This is a genomic window from Thiothrix fructosivorans (assembly GCF_017349355.1).
Lineage (GTDB): Bacteria > Pseudomonadota > Gammaproteobacteria > Thiotrichales > Thiotrichaceae > Thiothrix > Thiothrix fructosivorans.
This window is the reverse complement of sequence record NZ_JAFMPM010000004.1, coordinates 54032-70656: the sequence shown is the minus strand read 5'-3', so window position 1 is coordinate 70656 and position 16625 is coordinate 54032. Positions and strand designations below refer to the sequence as shown.

The following is a 16625-nucleotide window of genomic DNA, read 5'->3' as shown; positions in this document are numbered from 1 at the left end:
ATTTCGGGACAGTTCCTAAGCATTTTAGCCTTCCCCGGAATTCCCCCCGTTTCAAGCCACCGATTTCGGGGGAAGAACCCCGACCGAATCCCTGAGCTTTTCGTCAGAGAAATCGTATTCCCCCAGCATGTTGACGTGCGCCCAGCTCATGGGTGAATGGGTGGCAATCGTGCGCAGCAGTTTTTCCTTGGCTTCCGGGTCAACCGTCCGTTCCAGTTGCCGTTCCAGATAGAGGTAATTCCAGCAGATGATGCTGTTTTTGATCAGCCGGTTGCAGCCTTCGGCGATTTCCTGCTCTTCCTTTTCGGTTTGGGTGTATTCATGGGGGTTGCCAACCGCCACCGCACGGGCGAACTTGTTGGACAGTTCAACCTTGTTGAGCTGCTTTTCAATGGCTTGTCGGAGTTCGATTTCGTTGACATAGCGGAGGATGAACAACGATTTGATAATCTGACCGAACGCCTTCAGCGTTTGGTAAAGCGCGTGTTGCCGGGAGTAAGAATTGAGACGGCGGAAAATGTCGGAGGCGGTATTTTCCTTGAGCTGGATGGTGGTCACAAGGCGTAACAGGTCATCCCAGTTTTCGCGGATCAGGTCAGCGTTGACCGTTTTGTCCGGGGCAATTTTCCAGTCCGGGTCTGCCCGGTTTTTGGGGCGGAAGATATACAGGGTCTGTTTGCCGATGCCCTTGATGCGCGGGGCAAAGGAAAAGCCGAGCAGGTGGATAATACCAAAAATGGCTTCGGTATAGCCGTGGGTATCGGTGGAATGGATGTCGCTTTTGACCACATCGTTGCGCATCAGCCCGTCAATGACATAGGCGCTTTCCCGGTCAGCCGCGCTGATCATCAGGGAATGCCACAGGAAGTGGCGCTCATCCACAAACGTGTAGGCACTGACACCTTGCCCCTGCCCAAAATACTTGAACGAGCGGCTGGCATGAAGGGACTCACCGCGCACCTCGAATTTCTGGCCATCGCTGGCAGTATGGAGCCTACCCGCCTCACGCCGGTAGCGGTTGGGCAGTTCCATCGCGTCCATCGCCTTGAGTACCCGGTCATTGGCGGAGCGGATGTTTTCCAGCGAAAAGCGCCAGTTGACCACATGCTCCAGCTTGTTTTCCGTCAGGCGCGAAGAAATCCGTGCCATTTTGCGGACACCGATCCCACAGCCCAGCCCCATGATGCCAGCCAGCAGCACAGGCCGTGACGCTGCTTGCGGGGTATGGGTTTGCTGCCAGTGCCCGAAAGCACTGAGCATCCCGCAATGCTGGTCGATGGTGTCCAGTACTTGGGCCAGCGGCACATCGTGCCGCTGGGGGAATAGTTCCTGTAGCGTGCCGGTTTCGTTGTCATCCAGTGCCGGTGTGTGTACGTAGAAACTGCCATCAGCCCGAAAGTTCAGGTGCGGGTTGTTGCCAATGGCGGCGTTGGTGTCCTGATATTGCCGTAACAAGGCGGCATCCAAGGTTTTGAGTACGGGTTCGGGATCAATGAAGCCAGTAAGCCCTGCCCGTTCCAACAGCATCTGTTTGTCACGTTGCCAACGTTCCCGGTCAATCAGGTAGCTGTCCATCGGGCGGTATTTGTAGGATTGCGGGAGATTCAAGTGACCGGATTTGACCGCTTCAGCAACGTGCTGGAACAGGAAAACTTTGTAAAGCGAAGGGCGGAATGTCCCATATTCCCGGACTAGCGCGGCACTTTCCTCTGCTTCCAGAAAATCGGTGGGTGCTTTGTCAGTCTCAACAGTCGTAAGTTCTCCCGATTCCCCCAAGCAGTATGAAATCCCTTAGAGTAGGCGTTACCAGCGACCTATTATCCAAGGGACATCATGCTATCCGATTTATACTAACCTGAGTTCGGGATAAGCTCACTGCTAATTCAAATCACCACCAGTGCTGATGTTTTCAAATTCAGCGCTGGTTTTTTGTCTTGATAGGAATATGCCACCAAGCCAGCGATGATGTTAATCATATAGTTAGCGAGGGAACGGTGGCGTGTATGCTCAAGCTGCGAAATGTTTTTCAACGGGTCATTGATGGTCTCGATGATGCTCCGTTTGCGCAGCATCAGTACATCGAAGGTATCCCGCGCCACTGTTTTCATATTTTTCTTCAACGAGGTAATCCACTCGATCCCCTGTTCTGCCAATGATGCCGTCAAGGCTTTGGAAATATAGCCCCGATCACCAAAGACTTTGCCCACGATAGCCTTCAGCAAGGTAGGAACCGGTGTACGGTCATCCGTATTACCGGAAGTGAGGGCAAACGACAAAATGTTGCCGCAGTCATCCACGACCAAGTGGAGTTTGAACCCGTAAAACCAGCCCGTTGACGATTTGCCCCGTCCCGCGTTTTCGCGAAAGGTATGATGACGGGGAATGCGCAGATTCTCACACACTTTCAAGGGGGTAGAGTCGATGAAGGCGATACCCCGTCCCGTCTGACAGCGTTGCTGCATAAACAGGGTTAACGGCAAGAGAACGCGCGGCATTAATTCAATAAAGCGTTGATAACTGGGAAGTTGCGGGAAATAGCCCTTGAGGAAAACGGCGACATGGCGTTGGTAGTACCATTTGAAGGTGCGATACCCTGCTTGATGGTAGTGCACCAGAATCGTCATGATTTCACTCTCGCTGAGGCCACAATGGCGACGGCGATGCCCACCTTTCGGTGTCAACAACGTCTTGTTCCACTCGGAAAGGAAGTCCTGACAAAAATCGTCAATCTCACAGAATAAGCGTGTTAGCATTTGGGGGCAGCCTTTGGTGGGGTCAACGCAGAGTGTGGTTACTCACATTGTCCCATGAAAGGCTGCTTCCTTTCTTTATCCCGAACTCAGGTTATACTAGAGCCTTCAGCACTTTAAAAGTGAATTTTCGCGCCAGCAGGCTTGGCTGCTGTTTTGTGCCATCATCCTGAGTTTCTTGGCGACCACCGAGATGGGCGGGGTCACGTCGATGTGCCGTTACTGGTTATCGGATGAACGGGGCTACTATCGGTTGCTCCATTTTTTTTCGTGCCGGGTCTTACCATCCTGAGCGGTTGCGGGCGAGCTGGCATCGGTGGGTGTTGCCCCATGCGCCGCTGGTGGAAGTGGCGGGGCGTTTGGTGGTGCTGGGCGACCCTACCCACGTGGTCAAGGATGGTGGGCGGATGCCGGGAGTGGTTTCCTTGCGGGAAACCTCGGAGACCCAAAGCAAACCGGACTATTTCCGGGGGCAGTGTTGGGGAGCCGTGGGTTTGCTGGTGGGGAGTCTGTCCGCCTGTTTTTGCCTGCCACTGAGTTTGCAGCTCCATCAGGGTTTCCGGCATTTGGGGGAGGAAGACACCCACGACCCGGCGCTCAAGCTGGGGACACGGGTGGTGCAGATGGCGTTGTCGTTTGCGCTGGGTAATGACCGCCCGGTGTGGCTGGTGCTGGATGCGTTCTTTGCAACGGCTTCTGTGTTCCGGTTGGCACGCTCGGTTTGGTCGGTGGCGTTGCAACAGCCACTGGTGCAGGTCATCACCCGCGCCAAAAAGAACTACGTGGCGTACTTCCCGGCTCCCCCCAAACCACCGGGAAAACGCGGACGGCAACGCCAGTACGGGATGAAGCTGGTGTTATGGGAAGCCTTTGACCATGACGATTTCTTCCGCGATGTGACCCTGTGCATTTATGGCAAGGAGGAGCAGGTGCGCCTGATGTCCCCTATCCTGTGGTGGAAACCCTTGGGGCAGCCGCTGCAATTTGTGTGGGCAGTCACTCCCTGAGGCCCGATCCTGCTGATGTGTTCGGATTTGGCGCTGGACACGGAAACGATCCTCACCCTGTATTGCCACCGCACCCGGATTGAAACCCTGTTTGACACCTTGAAAAATACCTTGGGGGCATTCCGCTTCCACTTCTGTAGCCGTTACCTGCCACGCCATTCGCGGCGATCCACCGCCAACCGGCATCTCAAAGCCCCCCAACCGCAGCACCTCCCCACGGTGGTGGCCTGCTGGCAGGCGATGGAAACCTTGCTAGTGCGCCAACGTTGTACTATTCAAACGTGGGAAAATGGTGGAATAGTCCGATTTGTCGGTTTGGGCAAAAATACCCATGATGCTGTACACTTGGTGGTAATGGGGTATTTTTTCCTGCCGGTCATTGGCCAGTTGGCTAACCTGACGGTGAATGGCTGTGATGGGGAGCGGTGGCTTTTGTAACGCCAACCCCTCAATGAACTGTTGTAGCCCAACCGACAAGCCGCGCCGTTTGCCTTGGTCGGAACGGGTTTTGCGGGTCAATCCTGCCAAACCCAATTGGTGGTAATTGGCAATCCAGTGTTGGAGTGTCCGGTAAGGGATGGAGATATCCTGTGCAATCTGGCGCAACCGTACCTGATTCTCCAAGTACGGCTGGAGGAGATGGAACCGTTCCAAGGCAATTTGCCGATCTTGTTCTGACAGTGTGGCCAATCCATCCATGTTGTGCGGCCTCCGGGATACGCCAAATAGTACCCAAAATTATAGGCCAAATAATTATCAAAGTGTCATGCTGATCAGTCGATCATGGTCACATTGCATATGATAATGCCTTTTATCATATGTAATGTAGGGCGCAAAAACACCCCAGCAAAAGTTCACACCCGTCATGCCAGAGACGGTGTCAGCGGGCTGTCCGCGAGCAACTCCCCTATCATCCCCCGGATGCTGATGGCCTCAACCCCCTCCGCGATGGGGTAGCGGTATGCCGCGTCAATTACTTTGTCCGGTCGGCGACAACTATCTTGTCCGGTTAGTTGTCGTGTGAAAGGGGGTTAGTTTTGCCTCCTGTTCATGGCGGATTGGCGGCGGTAACTCTCGCCTTGGCATTCCAGAATGGTGGCATGGTGGACGAGGCGGTCGATGGCGGCGATGGTCATCATGTTGTCCTCGAAGATTTGCCCCCACTCGCTGAAGGGATGGTTGGAGGTGATGATGAGTGAGCCAGTTTCGTAGCGGTGGGCAATCAGCTCAAACAGCACTTGGGTTTCCTGGTTGCTCTTTTTGACATAGCCGATGTCATCCAGCAGTAGTACCTCGTAACGGTCAAGACGCTGCAACATCTCCGCCAACAGCAGCTTTTGTTTGGCCTGCTGCAATTGCTGGACGAGGACGGTGGCGCTGAAGAATTTGGCGCGGAAGCCCTTTTCCAGCAAGCCTGCGGCGATGCCGCACGCCAGATGGGTCTTGCCGATGCCACTGGGGCCAAACAGCAGCAGGTTATGCGCCTGTTTGACCCACTGGGGTTGTTCGACCAATGCCTTGACCTGGTTGGCCTTGATGCCGTGGACGGCGCTGAAGTCAAAGTGTGATAGGCGTTTGCCTGCGGGTAGCTGGGCTTCATGCAGGTGGCGTTTCAGGCGTTGTTGGTAGCGTTCATTGACCTCCTCCTCACACAGTGAGGCGAGGTATTGCTGCGGCAACCATTGCCCGTCCAATGCCTGTTGAGCCAAGGCTTCCCAACGTTTGCCCATCGTACCCAGACGGAGTTCCTTTAACAGGATGGGGAGGGCTTCCAGACTAGCCATAGGCAGCTCCCGTCATGCCCAACAGGGCATCATAAGCCGCCAGTGGCACGGTCTGTGACTGGATGACCGGGATATGGCTGGGGGTTTCCGGGGCAAACCGCTCGCGGCACTGCGCAATGCTGGGCAACGCGGGGCTGGACAGGTGTTGCATGACAAACTGCCCGATGGCTAGCTCCTGGCCTGATTGGGCCGCCAGATACAGCAGCTTGACCATGTAGCGGCTGGCTTCGGCGGGTGGCAAGGTGGCGTCCACCTGCGCCCAGATGGCCTTGTAATCGGCATTCGGCAATAGGTCATCGCGGATTTGTGAACAGCGGAAGGCTTGGGGCTTACGCACCAACGAATCAATCACATGGCGGTAATTGACGCAACGCCCGTTAATGCCCTTGGGCACATACAAGCGCGGCAGGGTCAGCAAATGGACGGTGCTGTGGTACAACTCCAGCCGTTCGTCATAGGCCAGCAACAACAATGGCGTACCCACCCACTGCGAAGGGACGGTGTAAGTGATGCGTTTGAAGCGGATGGTGCTGCTGCTGGATACCATCACCGGGTGTTCTGCATAGTCATGGGTGCGCTGTTTGGGTAACGGACGCAACTGCGGTTTTTCCTCTTCAAAGCGTGTCCGGCACGCTTTGTTGATGACCAGCACCACCTGATCCACAAACGCCTGGTAATCCGCCAGTGCGTCAAAATTACTGGAACCCCGCAGCAGCAAGGCTTGAGTGAGGCGGCGCTTGAAATGCCCGTGGGCGGCTTCCACTGCGCCGTTCTCATGGGCAACACCCTTGTTGTTGCGGCTGGCCTTGACGTGGTAATGGCGGCACAACGCCGCGTAACGCTGGGTCAGTGTTTGTTCTTCCGCCAAGTTGTTGTAGGCCGCGCTGAGGCTGTCGGTGCGGTGCTCGCGGGGTGTGCCGCCACTGCGCCACCACGCATCCTGCAAGCCAGTTGCCAAGGCTTCATAGCTCTCGCCGCCACAAATGACCTTCACATGGCACCAGCCGCTGTAAACCAGCCGGTAATGGTAAAAGCGGTGGGCAAATGCCTCCCCCTTGAGGGTAATACCGTTGGGCTTCAGTTGGGTAAAGTCAGAAATGCCCTGCTGCCCCGGTTCATGGCGTTGCAAAAACATCACCTCCAGCGGGTTGCCGTGTTGCAGCTTCCACGCCTTGATGCGGCGTTGCAGGGTGCGCTCCACCTTGCTGTCATAATGGTCGGGATAACGCTGGCACAAGTATTCCCACAAGGTTTTGGGTAACAGTCCGGGGTTGTCTTGTAGCAGCGGGAGCAACTCACTGTCCCAAACCCCAGCCAGTGGGTCAGTACGGGTGCGCCAGCTTCGGGGGACTTGATGTCCATCGGGGGGAACGCGGTTTGGCTGTTCTAGGCGGCGGCCTGTCCGTTCGGAAATGCCCGCCTTAACGGCGGCGCTCACTTGCGTGAGCCCTGCTTCTCGGAGTTTCATATAGAGCCTGTATTGTTGAGTATTGATGGGGAATCCAGGCATCAGTTTCTCCTTGGAGAAATGCGCCTGAGTCTACCAACTCAACCGGCCACCGTAATTGTCGCCGACCGGACAAGATAATTGTCGCGGAATAGTAGCGGTCATCACCGGCATAGACCACAAAGGCGCGTTGCGGTTTGACATCTTCACAGGCCGCATAAAATCCGCGTTCCACCTTCGCCGACAGTGAACGCTTGATCTCGATGGCCCATAGGGAGCCATCCGCACGTTCAATCAGCAAGTCCATTTCAACCCCTTTAGCTGTCCGGTAAAAGAAAGCCGATGACCGCCAAGGTAATACGGCCAGCAGATTTTCCAGTACAAAGCCTTCCCAGCTCATGCCGACTACTGGATGACCTGCCAATTGCACAGGATTTTCTATACCCAGCAGCTATGTGTAAGCACTTACACTTGGCTGTCGGTCATGCTGGCATAAACGTCAATCAATGTTTGGGCAGGCAGGTAGAGCTTAAGCGGGTCATCCAGCAATGGGATGAACCCAAAATGTTGGTAGTAAGAGGATGCGCGAGCATCCTTGGCATCCACGATCATGGCAACGACCGCAAAGTCACCCAATAACCGGACCGTTCTGACGATGGCATCAACCAGCAAGCGTTGCCCGATCTGTAACCCTTGATGGTTTTGGTCAACCGCCAGCCTTGATAGCCGGACAACGGGCAAATTGGCCTTGGGCAGTTTCTTGGCGTCTTTGCTGTTAAGGTGTTCTGGAGGAATCTCCGCCAGCGTGATGGTATAGAAACCCAGTATGGTTTCAGGGGCTTCCGGGCGCACTGCCACCCAGCTTCTGGAAACCTGTTTCTTTTGGTGTTGTTGGGCGGTCTGCTGCAAATAGCTGTTCAAGTCAGCTTGCCCGCAGTCGAACTTGCCGCGCAGGTGGTTACTGTCCAACGGTTGGATGAGCAGTTTGTCATCGTATGGAAGCATCATTCGGTGGTGACACTTACCTTGTAATGCTTGGCAGCCCGGAGTAAGGCGGCATTGGCCTTGGGTGGTTGTTCCAGGGCGTGCAGGAATGCGCGGGTATCACGCAGGCTCAAGCGGATAACCTGCTCATGCTGGACAATCCTTTCCGCTTCACGGAGTGCTGATTGGACGATGAACTGGTTGATGGAGGAAAAACCCGCCCATGATGCTGCTTGTGCCAAAAGGGCTTTTACCTCAGGTGAAACGCGGCTGACAACCCGTTCTGTTTTGGGGTCTAAATGGGTAGCTGACATCATAATGCTCCTTGAACTGGATACCGGCAGATTAGCAAAATGTTGCCATTTTGGCAACATTTAGTTCCGTTGGTGAAAGTGCTAATGGTGCATTCAGAATGCCGCTGGTGTTTGTTTTTGGGTGCGTACCCGCTTAGGCAACCTAGCTTCATCCAGCAGCAGACCTGTTTCATCCCGTGAAATGTCCAGCAGGTCATTGATCCTGTCGGCTTCTCCTAGGGCGAACAGCACCATGCAGTAGATGCCGAAAGACACATTCGGGTCACCCTTCTCTACCCGCAGGTAGGTGGGTTTGGAAATGCCCGCTCGTTCAGTCATCATGGTAACGGTCAACTGCCGTCGCCGCCGTGCGGTGTTGATGTCATGGCCCAGTTTCCTGATGGCGCGTTTCAGGGTAAGCGGCATGATTGCTTCGATCTTTGACATTATAGGGTAAACCAAATGTATCTCTATCATGATTATGGTATTTTTTGGTTTACCTTAAATCAATGATGGGGATATGTTACGAGCGTAAAAGCTATAAATATATTGCCAAATAAGTTAATTACGGCTATAAATATGTAGCTATATACGTATTGTCTGGCTACATATAGGTAGTAGAAATCATGATGAAGCACATCATCCTGGAACAGTACCAGGCAAAATTGGGACAGCTTCCCGATCTGAAGGGGATTGTTCGCCCACGTGAAGGGTGGATTCGCACCCTTCGCAAAGCCTTAGGGATGAGTGCTTCCCAACTGGCTAGCCGAATTGGTATCGGCAAGGCTCAAGCATCGCAGATGGAACGGATGGAAACCGAAGACCGCATCACCCTCAAGCAATTACGCCGCGTTGCGGATGCCTTGGACTGTGACCTGTATTATGCGCTGGTTCCGCGCCGACCTATTGCTGACTATTTGCATCAGCAGGCACAGCAAAAAGCCAAAATGCTGGTTGACAAAGCGCATATCCAGATGGCACTGGAGTCCCAGCAACTCCCCGTAGCCAAACTGCAAATGCAGATTGATGCTGAAACCGAACGCTTACTGCGTGAGATGCCCCGCGATTTATGGGAAACGTAACAAACTGGAGGGTGCAACCCATGGAAATTGAATACCCAGAAGGCGCAACCCCACTGGATCCTGATGAAATCGGAGGGCTGAAGCACCCGCACATTGAAACCCGTGGTGAGCTGGATCAGCTTGAACAACAAAACATCCAGGATGGTTACCAGTGGTTGGCGCGTCAGCGCAAGCATAAGGATTTTCTCACGGAAGCTTTTTTGCTGGATTTCCACAAACACCTGTTCGGTGCAGTATGGGCATGGGCAGGTAATTTCCGCCGTACCGACAAAAATATCGGTGTTGACCGCTTTTATATCGGCATTGAACTGCGTAACTTGTTGAATGACGCCCGTTACTGGGTAGAACATGATACCTATGGCAGGGAAGAGTTTGCTGCCCGTTTTCATCATCGTCTGGTCAAGATTCATCTGTTCCCCAATGGTAATGGCAGGCACGCACGGATCGTGACGGATGTCATCATGGAAAAGGTTCTTGGTGTACCACCGATTGAGTGGGGAGGCAACGTACTTGATAAGAGTGGGGCGCATCGCCAGGTTTATATCCAGGCTTTGCGGTCAGCGGACAAGAATGATTACGGGCCTCTGATTGCGTTTGTTTCCTCCAATAAGGAGACATAAGGGCATATGTTACTGACCAGTACCCCCCAAAATTCTGCCATCGTCACCCTCGGCAATACTGAGTTGCCGGTTCTCATTTGTGCTGCCGGTGAACGTGCCACTTACCGTTTCGTCGAGTTCTTCACTGCCCAGATCCGCAACCCCAATACCCGGCGTGCGTACCACACGGACATCAGCCAGTTTTTCCTTTGGTGCCATTCCCAGAACCTGCAACTCCATCAGATACACTCCATTCATGTGGCTACCTATGTTGAGCAGTTGCAGCAACATGTTTCTGCGCCGACGGTAAAGCAGCATATGGCGGCAATCCGCAAGTTGTTTGACTGGCTGGTGGTGGGGCATGTAATGGAAACCAACCCATCACAGGCGGTGCGCGGTCCCAAGTATGTGGTCAAGCGGGGCAAGACCCCTATCCTGACCCCTGAAGATACCCGCGTCCTGTTTAACAGTATTCCTGTGGATACCCTGATTGGCCTGCGTGACCGGGCCTTGCTGGCCCTGATGGTTTACAGTTTTGCCCGTGTGGATGCGGCTGCCAAAATGCGGGTCAAGGATTACTACCCGAATGGGAAACGCTGGTGGATCCGTTTGCACGAGAAAGGTGGCAAACACCATGAAATGCCTGCCCACCATACCTTGGAACAGTATCTGGATGAGTATATCGAGGCTGCCGGGATTAGGGATGATCCAAAAGGGTTCTTGTTCCGCACTTTCAAGGGCAAGACCGGAACCATGACCGAAAACCGGATGTTGCAAACCTATGCCTGGCAGATGGTGCAGCGCAGGGTTGCAGCGGCAGGGCTTTCCCTGTCAGGCATCTGCAACCATTCTTTCCGGGGAACCGGGATCACGACCTATCTGAAGAATGGCGGGACGCTGGAAAAAGCCCAGCAAATGGCCAACCACGAATCACCACGCACCACCAAGCTCTACGACCGCACCTATGATGAAATTTCACTGGATGAAGTGGAAAAGATCATCATCTAACGATGTGGCAGGCTAGACGGTTTAAGCATTCACTACATAAAAAGGGAGGATTCCCGAAGAAATCCTCCCTCTGCTAGGAAATTTTGCACGCAGTAAAGGGCGTTCTACGCCCTTCACTGAATGAGTTTGAAGCCTTATTGCTTGGCAGTGTTGCTGTAGCCGTAACCATTGCCGTTGCCAGCACCGTAGCCGTAGCCATTGCCTGCACCGTACCAGTCACCATTACCTTTGCCGTTGGCCGCCATGTCGGTAGCCATGTCAGTTTTGCCTTTGCCCTTGAAGTTGATGCTGAAATCAACTTCGCCGTCCGCGTCGCCTTTGCCACGACCCCAGCCGTTCACGTCGCCAGCACCATTACCGTAAGTGTTGCCATTGGCAGATGTCGTACCAGTCCCCTGCCCTGCGCTGTTACCAACAGCAGAACCGTTGTCAAATCCGTCGAAGAATTCAGCGGAAGCAGCACCAGACAGGGCGATCAGGGCAGCGAATGCGATAGCTTGTAATTTCATGTGTATGTTTCCTAGCAAATTCAGTTAAGTTCTAATATAAGAGAATTCTAATATTAGAGTTTTCCAATGTAAAGAACTTTTTTAGGGATGCACCGCATTCTACGTTTTGGCGTAAGTCCTGAAGATGGCTAGGGGCTTCGCCCCACGCGCCCCGCAAGGGGTATCCCCAACCTTCCGCGTCCACTGCGTTCCCTTGTGCAGGCCGGGTGATCCCCCTCCCCTTGCGGCTTGCTACCCCCACGCTTCGCCAGCGAGGCAAGGGTTGCCGGGCTTTGAGCTGGCAACCTTTTAAATCAACTGGAGAAGAGCGATGAAAGCAAGGACAGGTTTCTGGATAAATGTTGGTTTCCGCGTGGAAGCCGAGACTATCAGCAAGGAAGAACTGGTCAGGCAGTTGACCGAGTGGGCAGAGGAACACCACTCATTGGATGGCTTCAGGCTGGAGAATGGTGAAGAACCAATGCTTGAGTCTGTGCATTTTGAATGTGATGACTGCTAGGGGGAACGGGTATGGACAAGGAACAATATTACCCTACCCCTGTCAGTCTGGCAGTGAGAATGTGGGAAGCCTTTCGTGATGGATCCTATCTGCACCGGGATAGGCATATCCTTGAGCCGAGTGCTGGGACGGGTGATCTGGTGAAAGCCATACCAGAATCACGTTATGGCAGTAACCGGCCTATCGTGGATGTGTGTGAGATTGACCCGGAGCGGCTGGAGATACTGGGTAAGACCGCTGGTGTGAGTGTTGTGGGGCATGATTTTTTGGCGTTCGAGCCATCACGCCTGTACACCCATATCATTATGAACCCACCGTTCAGGCTGGGAGCCAAACACCTGATCCATGCGTGGCATATTGTCAGGAATGCCGAGATTGTTTGCCTGTTGAATGCTGAAACACTCAGAAACCCCAATACCAAGGACAGGGAATACCTTCAGGAGATGATTGGGACATATGGTAGTGTTGAGTATGTTGAGGGGGCATTCCTTGCACCGGATACCCAACGGACAACCGCCGTTGAATGTGCCTTGGTGTGGCTTAAAAAGGAAACGCCGGTTGCCCACAGCTATCTGGATGGCCTGAAGCTGGACTATGAAACCTTTGAGTTTGGGGAAATCCGGGGGGATGTGACTGACCTTTGCTTGCCGGAGAACATTATTGAAACAGCCGTCAGGGCTTACCGGGCGGCACGGGATGTGCTGTACCGGAAACTGGAGTCTGATGCTGTTCTGGCCTGCGAGTATGCCCGCTGGTCAAGCATTCTTGGTGGTTCCTTGTTGGAGTCGGATCAGGAGCGCAGCAAACGGGTCATGCAGCAACAGGCAGCCCGTGCCGTAGACAGCCGCAGCGTGCAAGACCAGTTCAATAAGGAACATGACAAGCTGAAAGAGAAAGCATGGAACTACATCCTGTCCGGGATCAGGTTCTATGAGCAGCTTAGTACGGCAGCACTGAAAGCCTTTCAGGCGGAATACAAAAAAGTTGCCCAACTGGAATTCACCGAAGCCAATATCCACGGTTTTCTGGCTGGTGTTGCCCTGCAACGTACCGCCATGACCGATGAAATGATGATCGACATTTTCGACCGTTTTACCGAGCGTTACCCGGATAACCGCGCCTATTACCGTGCATGGCAATCGAATGCCAAACACCGGGCGGCAGCTTGGCGGATCAAAATGAGCAGGATCATTATCCCGGTCAATTGCAAGCGTTGGGGAAACTACCTTGACCGTGAGGCACGGGAGGCGTTGGGCGACATTGACAAAAGCTTTGCGGCACTGGATGGCAAGGATGTGGGTGGCATCTATGGGTTGGTAAAGGCAGCCCTCGACAATCCTATCGAAAACTCAAGACGCCATGAGTCTGATTATTTCGAGTTTCGTTACTACCCCGGTGCGCAGACCGTGCACCTGTACCCTAAGCGCAAAGACCTGATAGACCGGCTGAACCGGACAGTTGGGCGGCTACGCCAATGGCTACCCAACGAGGAAGGTGCTGTCACCGCCGCATTCTGGCAACAGTATGAACAGGCCGAGAAAGTCACCAACCAGATGTCCATCAATACACAAGACTTGTCCCGCTACCAGTGCAGGCTGGATAACCCGGAGTATGTTGAGCGGCTCATTCAGGCACATACCGAAACCTGCGTCCGGCTGGACATACCGCTTGATTGTTTGCTGGCTAGTCCAGCAGCAGGACAGGGAGGCCAGCAACTGCTGCCTGTACTGCCATAGCACACAAGGTTGGGGCAGGTTGCCTGCCCCAGTCACCAAAATCTGTCAGTGCTGGTGACAGCACTGGCAGGTTATGAAGATGCTAGGGGCTTCGCCCCACGCGCCCCGCAAGGGGTATCCCCAACCTTCCGCATTCACTGCGTTCCCTTGTGCAGGCCGGGTGATCCCCCTCCCCTTGCGGCTTGCTACCCCCACGCTTCGCCAGCGAGGCAAGGGTTGCCGGGTTTTGAACTGGCAATCTTTTAAACCAACCTGAAGAAGGAGAACGCAATGAAACTGTTTACCCAAGCGCAATATGCCCAACTGCTGGCAAATGGACGGAAACAACAGGAGGCGATGGCAAAGAATGAAGACTTTGATCCGATGCCAGTCATCAAATTATTCACCCCAGATGCCGCAGCCACTTGGTTACTGAGTGAGATTGACCCGGAAGACCCTGACATTGCTTTCGGGCTATGTGACCTTGGATTGGGGTTTCCTGAGCTGGGGAGAGTCAGTTTGACTGAAATCCGTACTGTCCGTGGTCGGCTCAAGTTGCCGGTAGAGCGTGACTTGGGGTTCAATGCGGACAAAACACTGTCTGCCTATGCGGAAGAAGCGCGGCAACATCGCCAGATTATTGCCTGACCTACTTGGGCGGGCAGTGTTTACTGCCCGCCATACTGACCACAAGGAGACAAGCCATGCCGCAATATATTGTTTACGCGCAGCAAGTGCTGTATGTGGAGCGGGTGATTGATGCACCCGATGAGGAAGCTGCTGCCACTATCGCCGATCAACTGGTACAGACTGGGATGTTGCAGCCGGTCAATTCGGTTGAGTTTGAGAATGGGGTGTTGTGTGAGGTGGTGGAAGCAGATGTGCCTGCTAAGGAACCACCACCCGCATCAACCCTGCTGGATGTGTTTGGGGAACCGCCTTCAGATGCTCCAGTTTTTGATGAAAACAGACTGGATTCGCTGGCAAAAGACTGGCAGCCCGGACAGGCAGGATAATAGGTGATAGCAACCGCAGACCCGCCCGATATGGCGGGTCTGCTTTTTTGGTGAGTTGGTGCAGCATAGCTGCCACAATGTCTGCATCCAACCGGCATAATGGAGCATGGCAACCCGATGGTCAGCGCAGTACAGATAGAAAACAGCCTAAAGGCATTGGGCAACGCCGATAATGCTGCTCATGCCCAACGCTTCTTCAAGACAGGAGCTGGGGAGTATGGCGAAGGCGACCAGTTTTTGGGAATCCGTATCCCGGTATTGCGCCAGCAGGTGAGGCAATACCGGGACTTGCCGCTGGAGGAAGCCCTGTTGCTGCTGCATTCCCCTCTCCATGAGGTGCGCCTGTTTGCCTTGTTGTTACTGGTTGACCAGTTCCAACGGGGTACAGCACAGCAACAAGCTGACATCCATGCGCTGTACCTTGCTAACACGCAGTACATCAATAACTGGGATCTGGTAGATACCTCTGCACCGTACATTATGGGGATCTACCTGCACGGGCGGGACAAGCAGGTGTTGTACACCCTAGCAGCCTCCAGCAGCTTGTGGGAGCGGCGTATTGCCATGATTGCCACTTCTTTCTTGGCTCAATATGTGTTTCAGGGTCTTATCGCAGCAGCAGTGAAAGCAAGGAATGTAGGGCTGCTTGCCCCCGTTTCCTGAGGTTGTGCAAATACTCAAAGAGCGCAAGGTAACACGGCAGCTTTTCTTGTGAGATGCCCCGATGTGGGCGTAACCATGAGCGCAACAGTGACCAAAAACCTTCCATCGTGTTGACGTGAACTTCATGGAAACCGTCACCATCTTCATCACGGGCATATTCGCCTGCACCATGATTGACGGTTTTGTGGGCATAACCCCATGCCTCCAACCGGCTGTAAATGTTGTACTCATCGGTGTACACCAGTGTGCTTGCCGTCACCGTTTCCAAAATCAGCGGCTTGATCGTCACTTGTTTCACATTCGCCAGCATACGGATCATGACTTCCCCCGAACGCTGGATCATGCCGAAGATGGGTGGTTTGTCCTTTTCCAGTGTCCCACGTCCCGGCGCACCTTTCAGGGCGCGGCGGCGGCCTTCACGCCCTGCATCCGCTACAGCTTCGGGATTTCCCTTGTGTCCGGCTTTGACGTAGAGTTCATCAAACTCAACATTCCCAGACAGGCTTACTGGCGTTTTTTTTCTCGACACCACGCCGTAACTGTTCCGTCATCGCCTGAATATCATCCTTGTTCAACCCCAATTCGCGGGCGATTTGTTGGTTGGACAGATTCAACGACATCAGGTACAGGCACAACACCCACACCTTCAGCGGCTGGTGGTGACCTTCAAACACCGTCCCCGTCAGATCATCAAAACGCTTTTGGCAATCCTTACACTGGTAACGTTGGCGTTCCTGCTGGGTGTCATTCTTGCCTCGACGGATTGTTTCCTGTGAACCGCAGTGCGGACAAATCACCCCATTAGGCCAACGCAGGGAACGGACTTGCTCGAAACAGGCGGCATCACTGGTCAGGCTGGAAATACTGATGAGCGAGGTCATGAAGCCTCTCCTTGGTTATCGGAAATGGCTAACTTTACCGCTGTCCGTGACGTTTGCAATGCCAAGAAAGACAAGACCCTGAAACACATATTGAGCCTCTTTCTTTATCCGCCAGCACCAGTTTGGGGATGCGCTGGCTATTGCCAAACTATTGCTGGCTGACCGGGAAGACCTCATCCATAAGGCCGTTGGCTGGATGTTGCGGGAAATCGGCAAGCGTGACCGGGTAGTTGAAACCACCTTCCTGCAAGCCCATTACCGGATTATGCCGCGCACGATGTTGCGCTATGCCATTGAGCATTTTAGCCCGGAAGAACGGCAGCGGTATTTACAAAAGTAGATCGGGCATAGTTGTCGCTAGCGAATAGGTGATGGCGTCAGTTTCATC

General features: G+C 53.8%; 19 protein-coding genes and 2 pseudogenes. 10 read left to right on the top strand and 11 right to left on the bottom strand.

Features of this window, described 5'->3' with window-relative positions; genetic code table 11:
• Window positions 1–51: 51 nt before the first annotated feature.
• Both J1836_RS00655 and J1836_RS00650 read right to left on the bottom strand, forming a co-directional pair.
• Complete coding sequence (locus J1836_RS00655) at window positions 52–1776, bottom strand: Tn3 family transposase (RefSeq protein ID WP_207249226.1); 1725 nt, start codon at window positions 1774–1776, stop codon at window positions 52–54.
• Window positions 1777–1883: 107 nt separating this feature from the next.
• Window positions 1884–2753 (bottom strand): IS982 family transposase, encoded by an 870-nt coding sequence (locus tag J1836_RS00650; protein WP_207249225.1) that lies wholly within the window; start codon window positions 2751–2753, stop codon window positions 1884–1886.
• A gap of 230 nt (window positions 2754–2983) precedes the next feature.
• Here J1836_RS00650 and J1836_RS00645 point away from each other — a divergent pair, with 230 nt between their 5' ends.
• A complete protein-coding gene (locus J1836_RS00645) occupies window positions 2984–3757 on the top strand; it encodes a transposase (RefSeq protein WP_207249224.1) in 774 nt (257 codons plus the stop codon).
• A gap of 252 nt (window positions 3758–4009) precedes the next feature.
• Here the strand turns inward: J1836_RS00645 and J1836_RS00640 are convergent, their stop codons facing one another.
• The 7 genes from J1836_RS00640 to J1836_RS00610 form a co-directional block, all read right to left on the bottom strand.
• Window positions 4010–4456, bottom strand: a complete 447-nt coding sequence (locus J1836_RS00640; protein WP_207249223.1) for a helix-turn-helix domain-containing protein — start codon at window positions 4454–4456, stop codon at window positions 4010–4012.
• Between the two features lie 332 nt (window positions 4457–4788).
• The gene (istB, locus tag J1836_RS00635; protein ID WP_207249222.1) at window positions 4789–5541 is read right to left on the bottom strand and encodes an IS21-like element helper ATPase IstB; all 753 of its coding nucleotides are present in this window, start codon (window positions 5539–5541) and stop codon (window positions 4789–4791) included.
• On the bottom strand, window positions 5534–7051 hold the full coding sequence (gene istA / locus J1836_RS00630; protein WP_207249221.1) for an IS21 family transposase: 1518 nt from the start codon (window positions 7049–7051) through the stop codon (window positions 5534–5536). The genes istB and istA overlap by 8 nt, the downstream gene beginning before the upstream one ends.
• Window positions 6963–7388 carry a DUF4143 domain-containing protein gene (locus tag J1836_RS00625; RefSeq protein ID WP_242632660.1) on the bottom strand — a complete coding sequence of 142 codons (426 nt, stop codon included), beginning with the start codon at window positions 7386–7388 and terminating at the stop codon, window positions 6963–6965. Before J1836_RS00625 ends, istA begins: the two co-directional genes overlap by 89 nt.
• Window positions 7389–7453: 65 nt before the next feature.
• Complete coding sequence (locus J1836_RS00620) at window positions 7454–7996, bottom strand: GNAT family N-acetyltransferase (RefSeq protein WP_207249220.1); 543 nt, start codon at window positions 7994–7996, stop codon at window positions 7454–7456.
• Window positions 7993–8289, bottom strand: a complete 297-nt coding sequence (locus J1836_RS00615; RefSeq protein ID WP_207249219.1) for a type II toxin-antitoxin system TacA family antitoxin — start codon at window positions 8287–8289, stop codon at window positions 7993–7995. The genes J1836_RS00620 and J1836_RS00615 overlap by 4 nt, the downstream gene beginning before the upstream one ends.
• A 90-nt stretch (window positions 8290–8379) precedes the next feature.
• Window positions 8380–8712: a helix-turn-helix domain-containing protein gene (locus J1836_RS00610; RefSeq protein WP_242632659.1), complete on the bottom strand. Its 333-nt coding sequence runs from the start codon at window positions 8710–8712 to the stop codon at window positions 8380–8382.
• 179 nt (window positions 8713–8891) lie between these two features.
• Here J1836_RS00610 and J1836_RS00605 point away from each other — a divergent pair, with 179 nt between their 5' ends.
• From J1836_RS00605 to J1836_RS00595, 3 genes are read left to right on the top strand one after another with little or no spacing between them, the layout of a single operon-like run.
• Window positions 8892–9347 carry a mobile mystery protein A gene (locus J1836_RS00605; protein WP_207249218.1) on the top strand — a complete coding sequence of 152 codons (456 nt, stop codon included), beginning with the start codon at window positions 8892–8894 and terminating at the stop codon, window positions 9345–9347.
• A gap of 20 nt (window positions 9348–9367) precedes the next feature.
• Window positions 9368–9967 carry a mobile mystery protein B gene (locus J1836_RS00600; protein ID WP_207249217.1) on the top strand — a complete coding sequence of 200 codons (600 nt, stop codon included), beginning with the start codon at window positions 9368–9370 and terminating at the stop codon, window positions 9965–9967.
• A gap of 6 nt (window positions 9968–9973) precedes the next feature.
• Entirely contained in the window at window positions 9974–10954 is a 981-nt protein-coding gene (locus tag J1836_RS00595; RefSeq protein WP_207249216.1) for a tyrosine-type recombinase/integrase, read from the top strand.
• Window positions 10955–11088: 134 nt separating this feature from the next.
• On the opposite strand, the gene J1836_RS00590 is transcribed toward J1836_RS00595, so the two are convergent.
• A complete protein-coding gene (locus tag J1836_RS00590; protein WP_207249215.1) occupies window positions 11089–11463 on the bottom strand; it encodes a hypothetical protein in 375 nt (124 codons plus the stop codon).
• Window positions 11464–11773: 310 nt separating this feature from the next.
• Here J1836_RS00590 and J1836_RS00585 point away from each other — a divergent pair, with 310 nt between their 5' ends.
• The 5 genes from J1836_RS00585 to J1836_RS00565 all read left to right on the top strand — a co-directional run bounded on the left by J1836_RS00585 (window position 11774) and on the right by J1836_RS00565 (window position 15356).
• Window positions 11774–11962, top strand: coding sequence for a hypothetical protein (locus tag J1836_RS00585; RefSeq protein ID WP_207249214.1), 189 nt, complete (start codon window positions 11774–11776; stop codon window positions 11960–11962).
• Window positions 11963–11973: 11 nt separating this feature from the next.
• On the top strand, window positions 11974–13698 hold the full coding sequence (locus J1836_RS00580; RefSeq protein ID WP_207249213.1) for a DUF4942 domain-containing protein: 1725 nt from the start codon (window positions 11974–11976) through the stop codon (window positions 13696–13698).
• Between the two features lie 270 nt (window positions 13699–13968).
• On the top strand, window positions 13969–14325 hold the full coding sequence (locus tag J1836_RS00575; RefSeq protein WP_207249212.1) for a DUF2958 domain-containing protein: 357 nt from the start codon (window positions 13969–13971) through the stop codon (window positions 14323–14325).
• A 56-nt stretch (window positions 14326–14381) separates the two neighbouring features.
• Entirely contained in the window at window positions 14382–14693 is a 312-nt protein-coding gene (locus J1836_RS00570) for a hypothetical protein (RefSeq protein ID WP_207249211.1), read from the top strand.
• Between the two features lie 99 nt (window positions 14694–14792).
• The gene (locus J1836_RS00565; protein WP_242632658.1) at window positions 14793–15356 is read left to right on the top strand and encodes a DNA alkylation repair protein; all 564 of its coding nucleotides are present in this window, start codon (window positions 14793–14795) and stop codon (window positions 15354–15356) included.
• On the opposite strand, the pseudogene J1836_RS21880 reads toward J1836_RS00565, so the two are convergent.
• A pseudogene (locus J1836_RS21880) lies at window positions 15301–16237 on the bottom strand (IS1595 family transposase). The gene J1836_RS00565 and the pseudogene J1836_RS21880 overlap by 56 nt on opposite strands.
• Before the next feature lie 103 nt (window positions 16238–16340).
• Here J1836_RS21880 and J1836_RS00555 point away from each other — a divergent pair.
• A pseudogene (locus J1836_RS00555) lies at window positions 16341–16577 on the top strand (DNA alkylation repair protein); the annotation flags it as partial.
• Between the last annotated feature and the right edge of the window lie 48 nt (window positions 16578–16625).

What these genes read in the sequence shown, in the direction of transcription:
- J1836_RS00650 (WP_207249225.1), bottom strand. Translation starts at nt 2,753, where the DNA reads ATGCTAACACGCTTATTCTGTGAGATTGACGATTTTTGTCAGGACTTC.
- J1836_RS00645 (WP_207249224.1), top strand. Translation starts at nt 2,984, where the DNA reads ATGAACGGGGCTACTATCGGTTGCTCCATTTTTTTTCGTGCCGGGTCT.
- J1836_RS00640 (WP_207249223.1), bottom strand. Translation starts at nt 4,456, where the DNA reads ATGGATGGATTGGCCACACTGTCAGAACAAGATCGGCAAATTGCCTTG.
- istB (WP_207249222.1), bottom strand. Translation starts at nt 5,541, where the DNA reads ATGGCTAGTCTGGAAGCCCTCCCCATCCTGTTAAAGGAACTCCGTCTG.
- istA (WP_207249221.1), bottom strand. Translation starts at nt 7,051, where the DNA reads ATGCCTGGATTCCCCATCAATACTCAACAATACAGGCTCTATATGAAA.
- J1836_RS00625 (WP_242632660.1), bottom strand. Translation starts at nt 7,388, where the DNA reads ATGAGCTGGGAAGGCTTTGTACTGGAAAATCTGCTGGCCGTATTACCT.
- J1836_RS00620 (WP_207249220.1), bottom strand. Translation starts at nt 7,996, where the DNA reads ATGATGCTTCCATACGATGACAAACTGCTCATCCAACCGTTGGACAGT.
- J1836_RS00615 (WP_207249219.1), bottom strand. Translation starts at nt 8,289, where the DNA reads ATGATGTCAGCTACCCATTTAGACCCCAAAACAGAACGGGTTGTCAGC.
- J1836_RS00610 (WP_242632659.1), bottom strand. Translation starts at nt 8,712, where the DNA reads ATGTCAAAGATCGAAGCAATCATGCCGCTTACCCTGAAACGCGCCATC.
- J1836_RS00605 (WP_207249218.1), top strand. Translation starts at nt 8,892, where the DNA reads ATGATGAAGCACATCATCCTGGAACAGTACCAGGCAAAATTGGGACAG.
- J1836_RS00600 (WP_207249217.1), top strand. Translation starts at nt 9,368, where the DNA reads ATGGAAATTGAATACCCAGAAGGCGCAACCCCACTGGATCCTGATGAA.
- J1836_RS00595 (WP_207249216.1), top strand. Translation starts at nt 9,974, where the DNA reads ATGTTACTGACCAGTACCCCCCAAAATTCTGCCATCGTCACCCTCGGC.
- J1836_RS00590 (WP_207249215.1), bottom strand. Translation starts at nt 11,463, where the DNA reads ATGAAATTACAAGCTATCGCATTCGCTGCCCTGATCGCCCTGTCTGGT.
- J1836_RS00585 (WP_207249214.1), top strand. Translation starts at nt 11,774, where the DNA reads ATGAAAGCAAGGACAGGTTTCTGGATAAATGTTGGTTTCCGCGTGGAA.
- J1836_RS00580 (WP_207249213.1), top strand. Translation starts at nt 11,974, where the DNA reads ATGGACAAGGAACAATATTACCCTACCCCTGTCAGTCTGGCAGTGAGA.
- J1836_RS00575 (WP_207249212.1), top strand. Translation starts at nt 13,969, where the DNA reads ATGAAACTGTTTACCCAAGCGCAATATGCCCAACTGCTGGCAAATGGA.
- J1836_RS00570 (WP_207249211.1), top strand. Translation starts at nt 14,382, where the DNA reads ATGCCGCAATATATTGTTTACGCGCAGCAAGTGCTGTATGTGGAGCGG.
- J1836_RS00565 (WP_242632658.1), top strand. Translation starts at nt 14,793, where the DNA reads ATGGAGCATGGCAACCCGATGGTCAGCGCAGTACAGATAGAAAACAGC.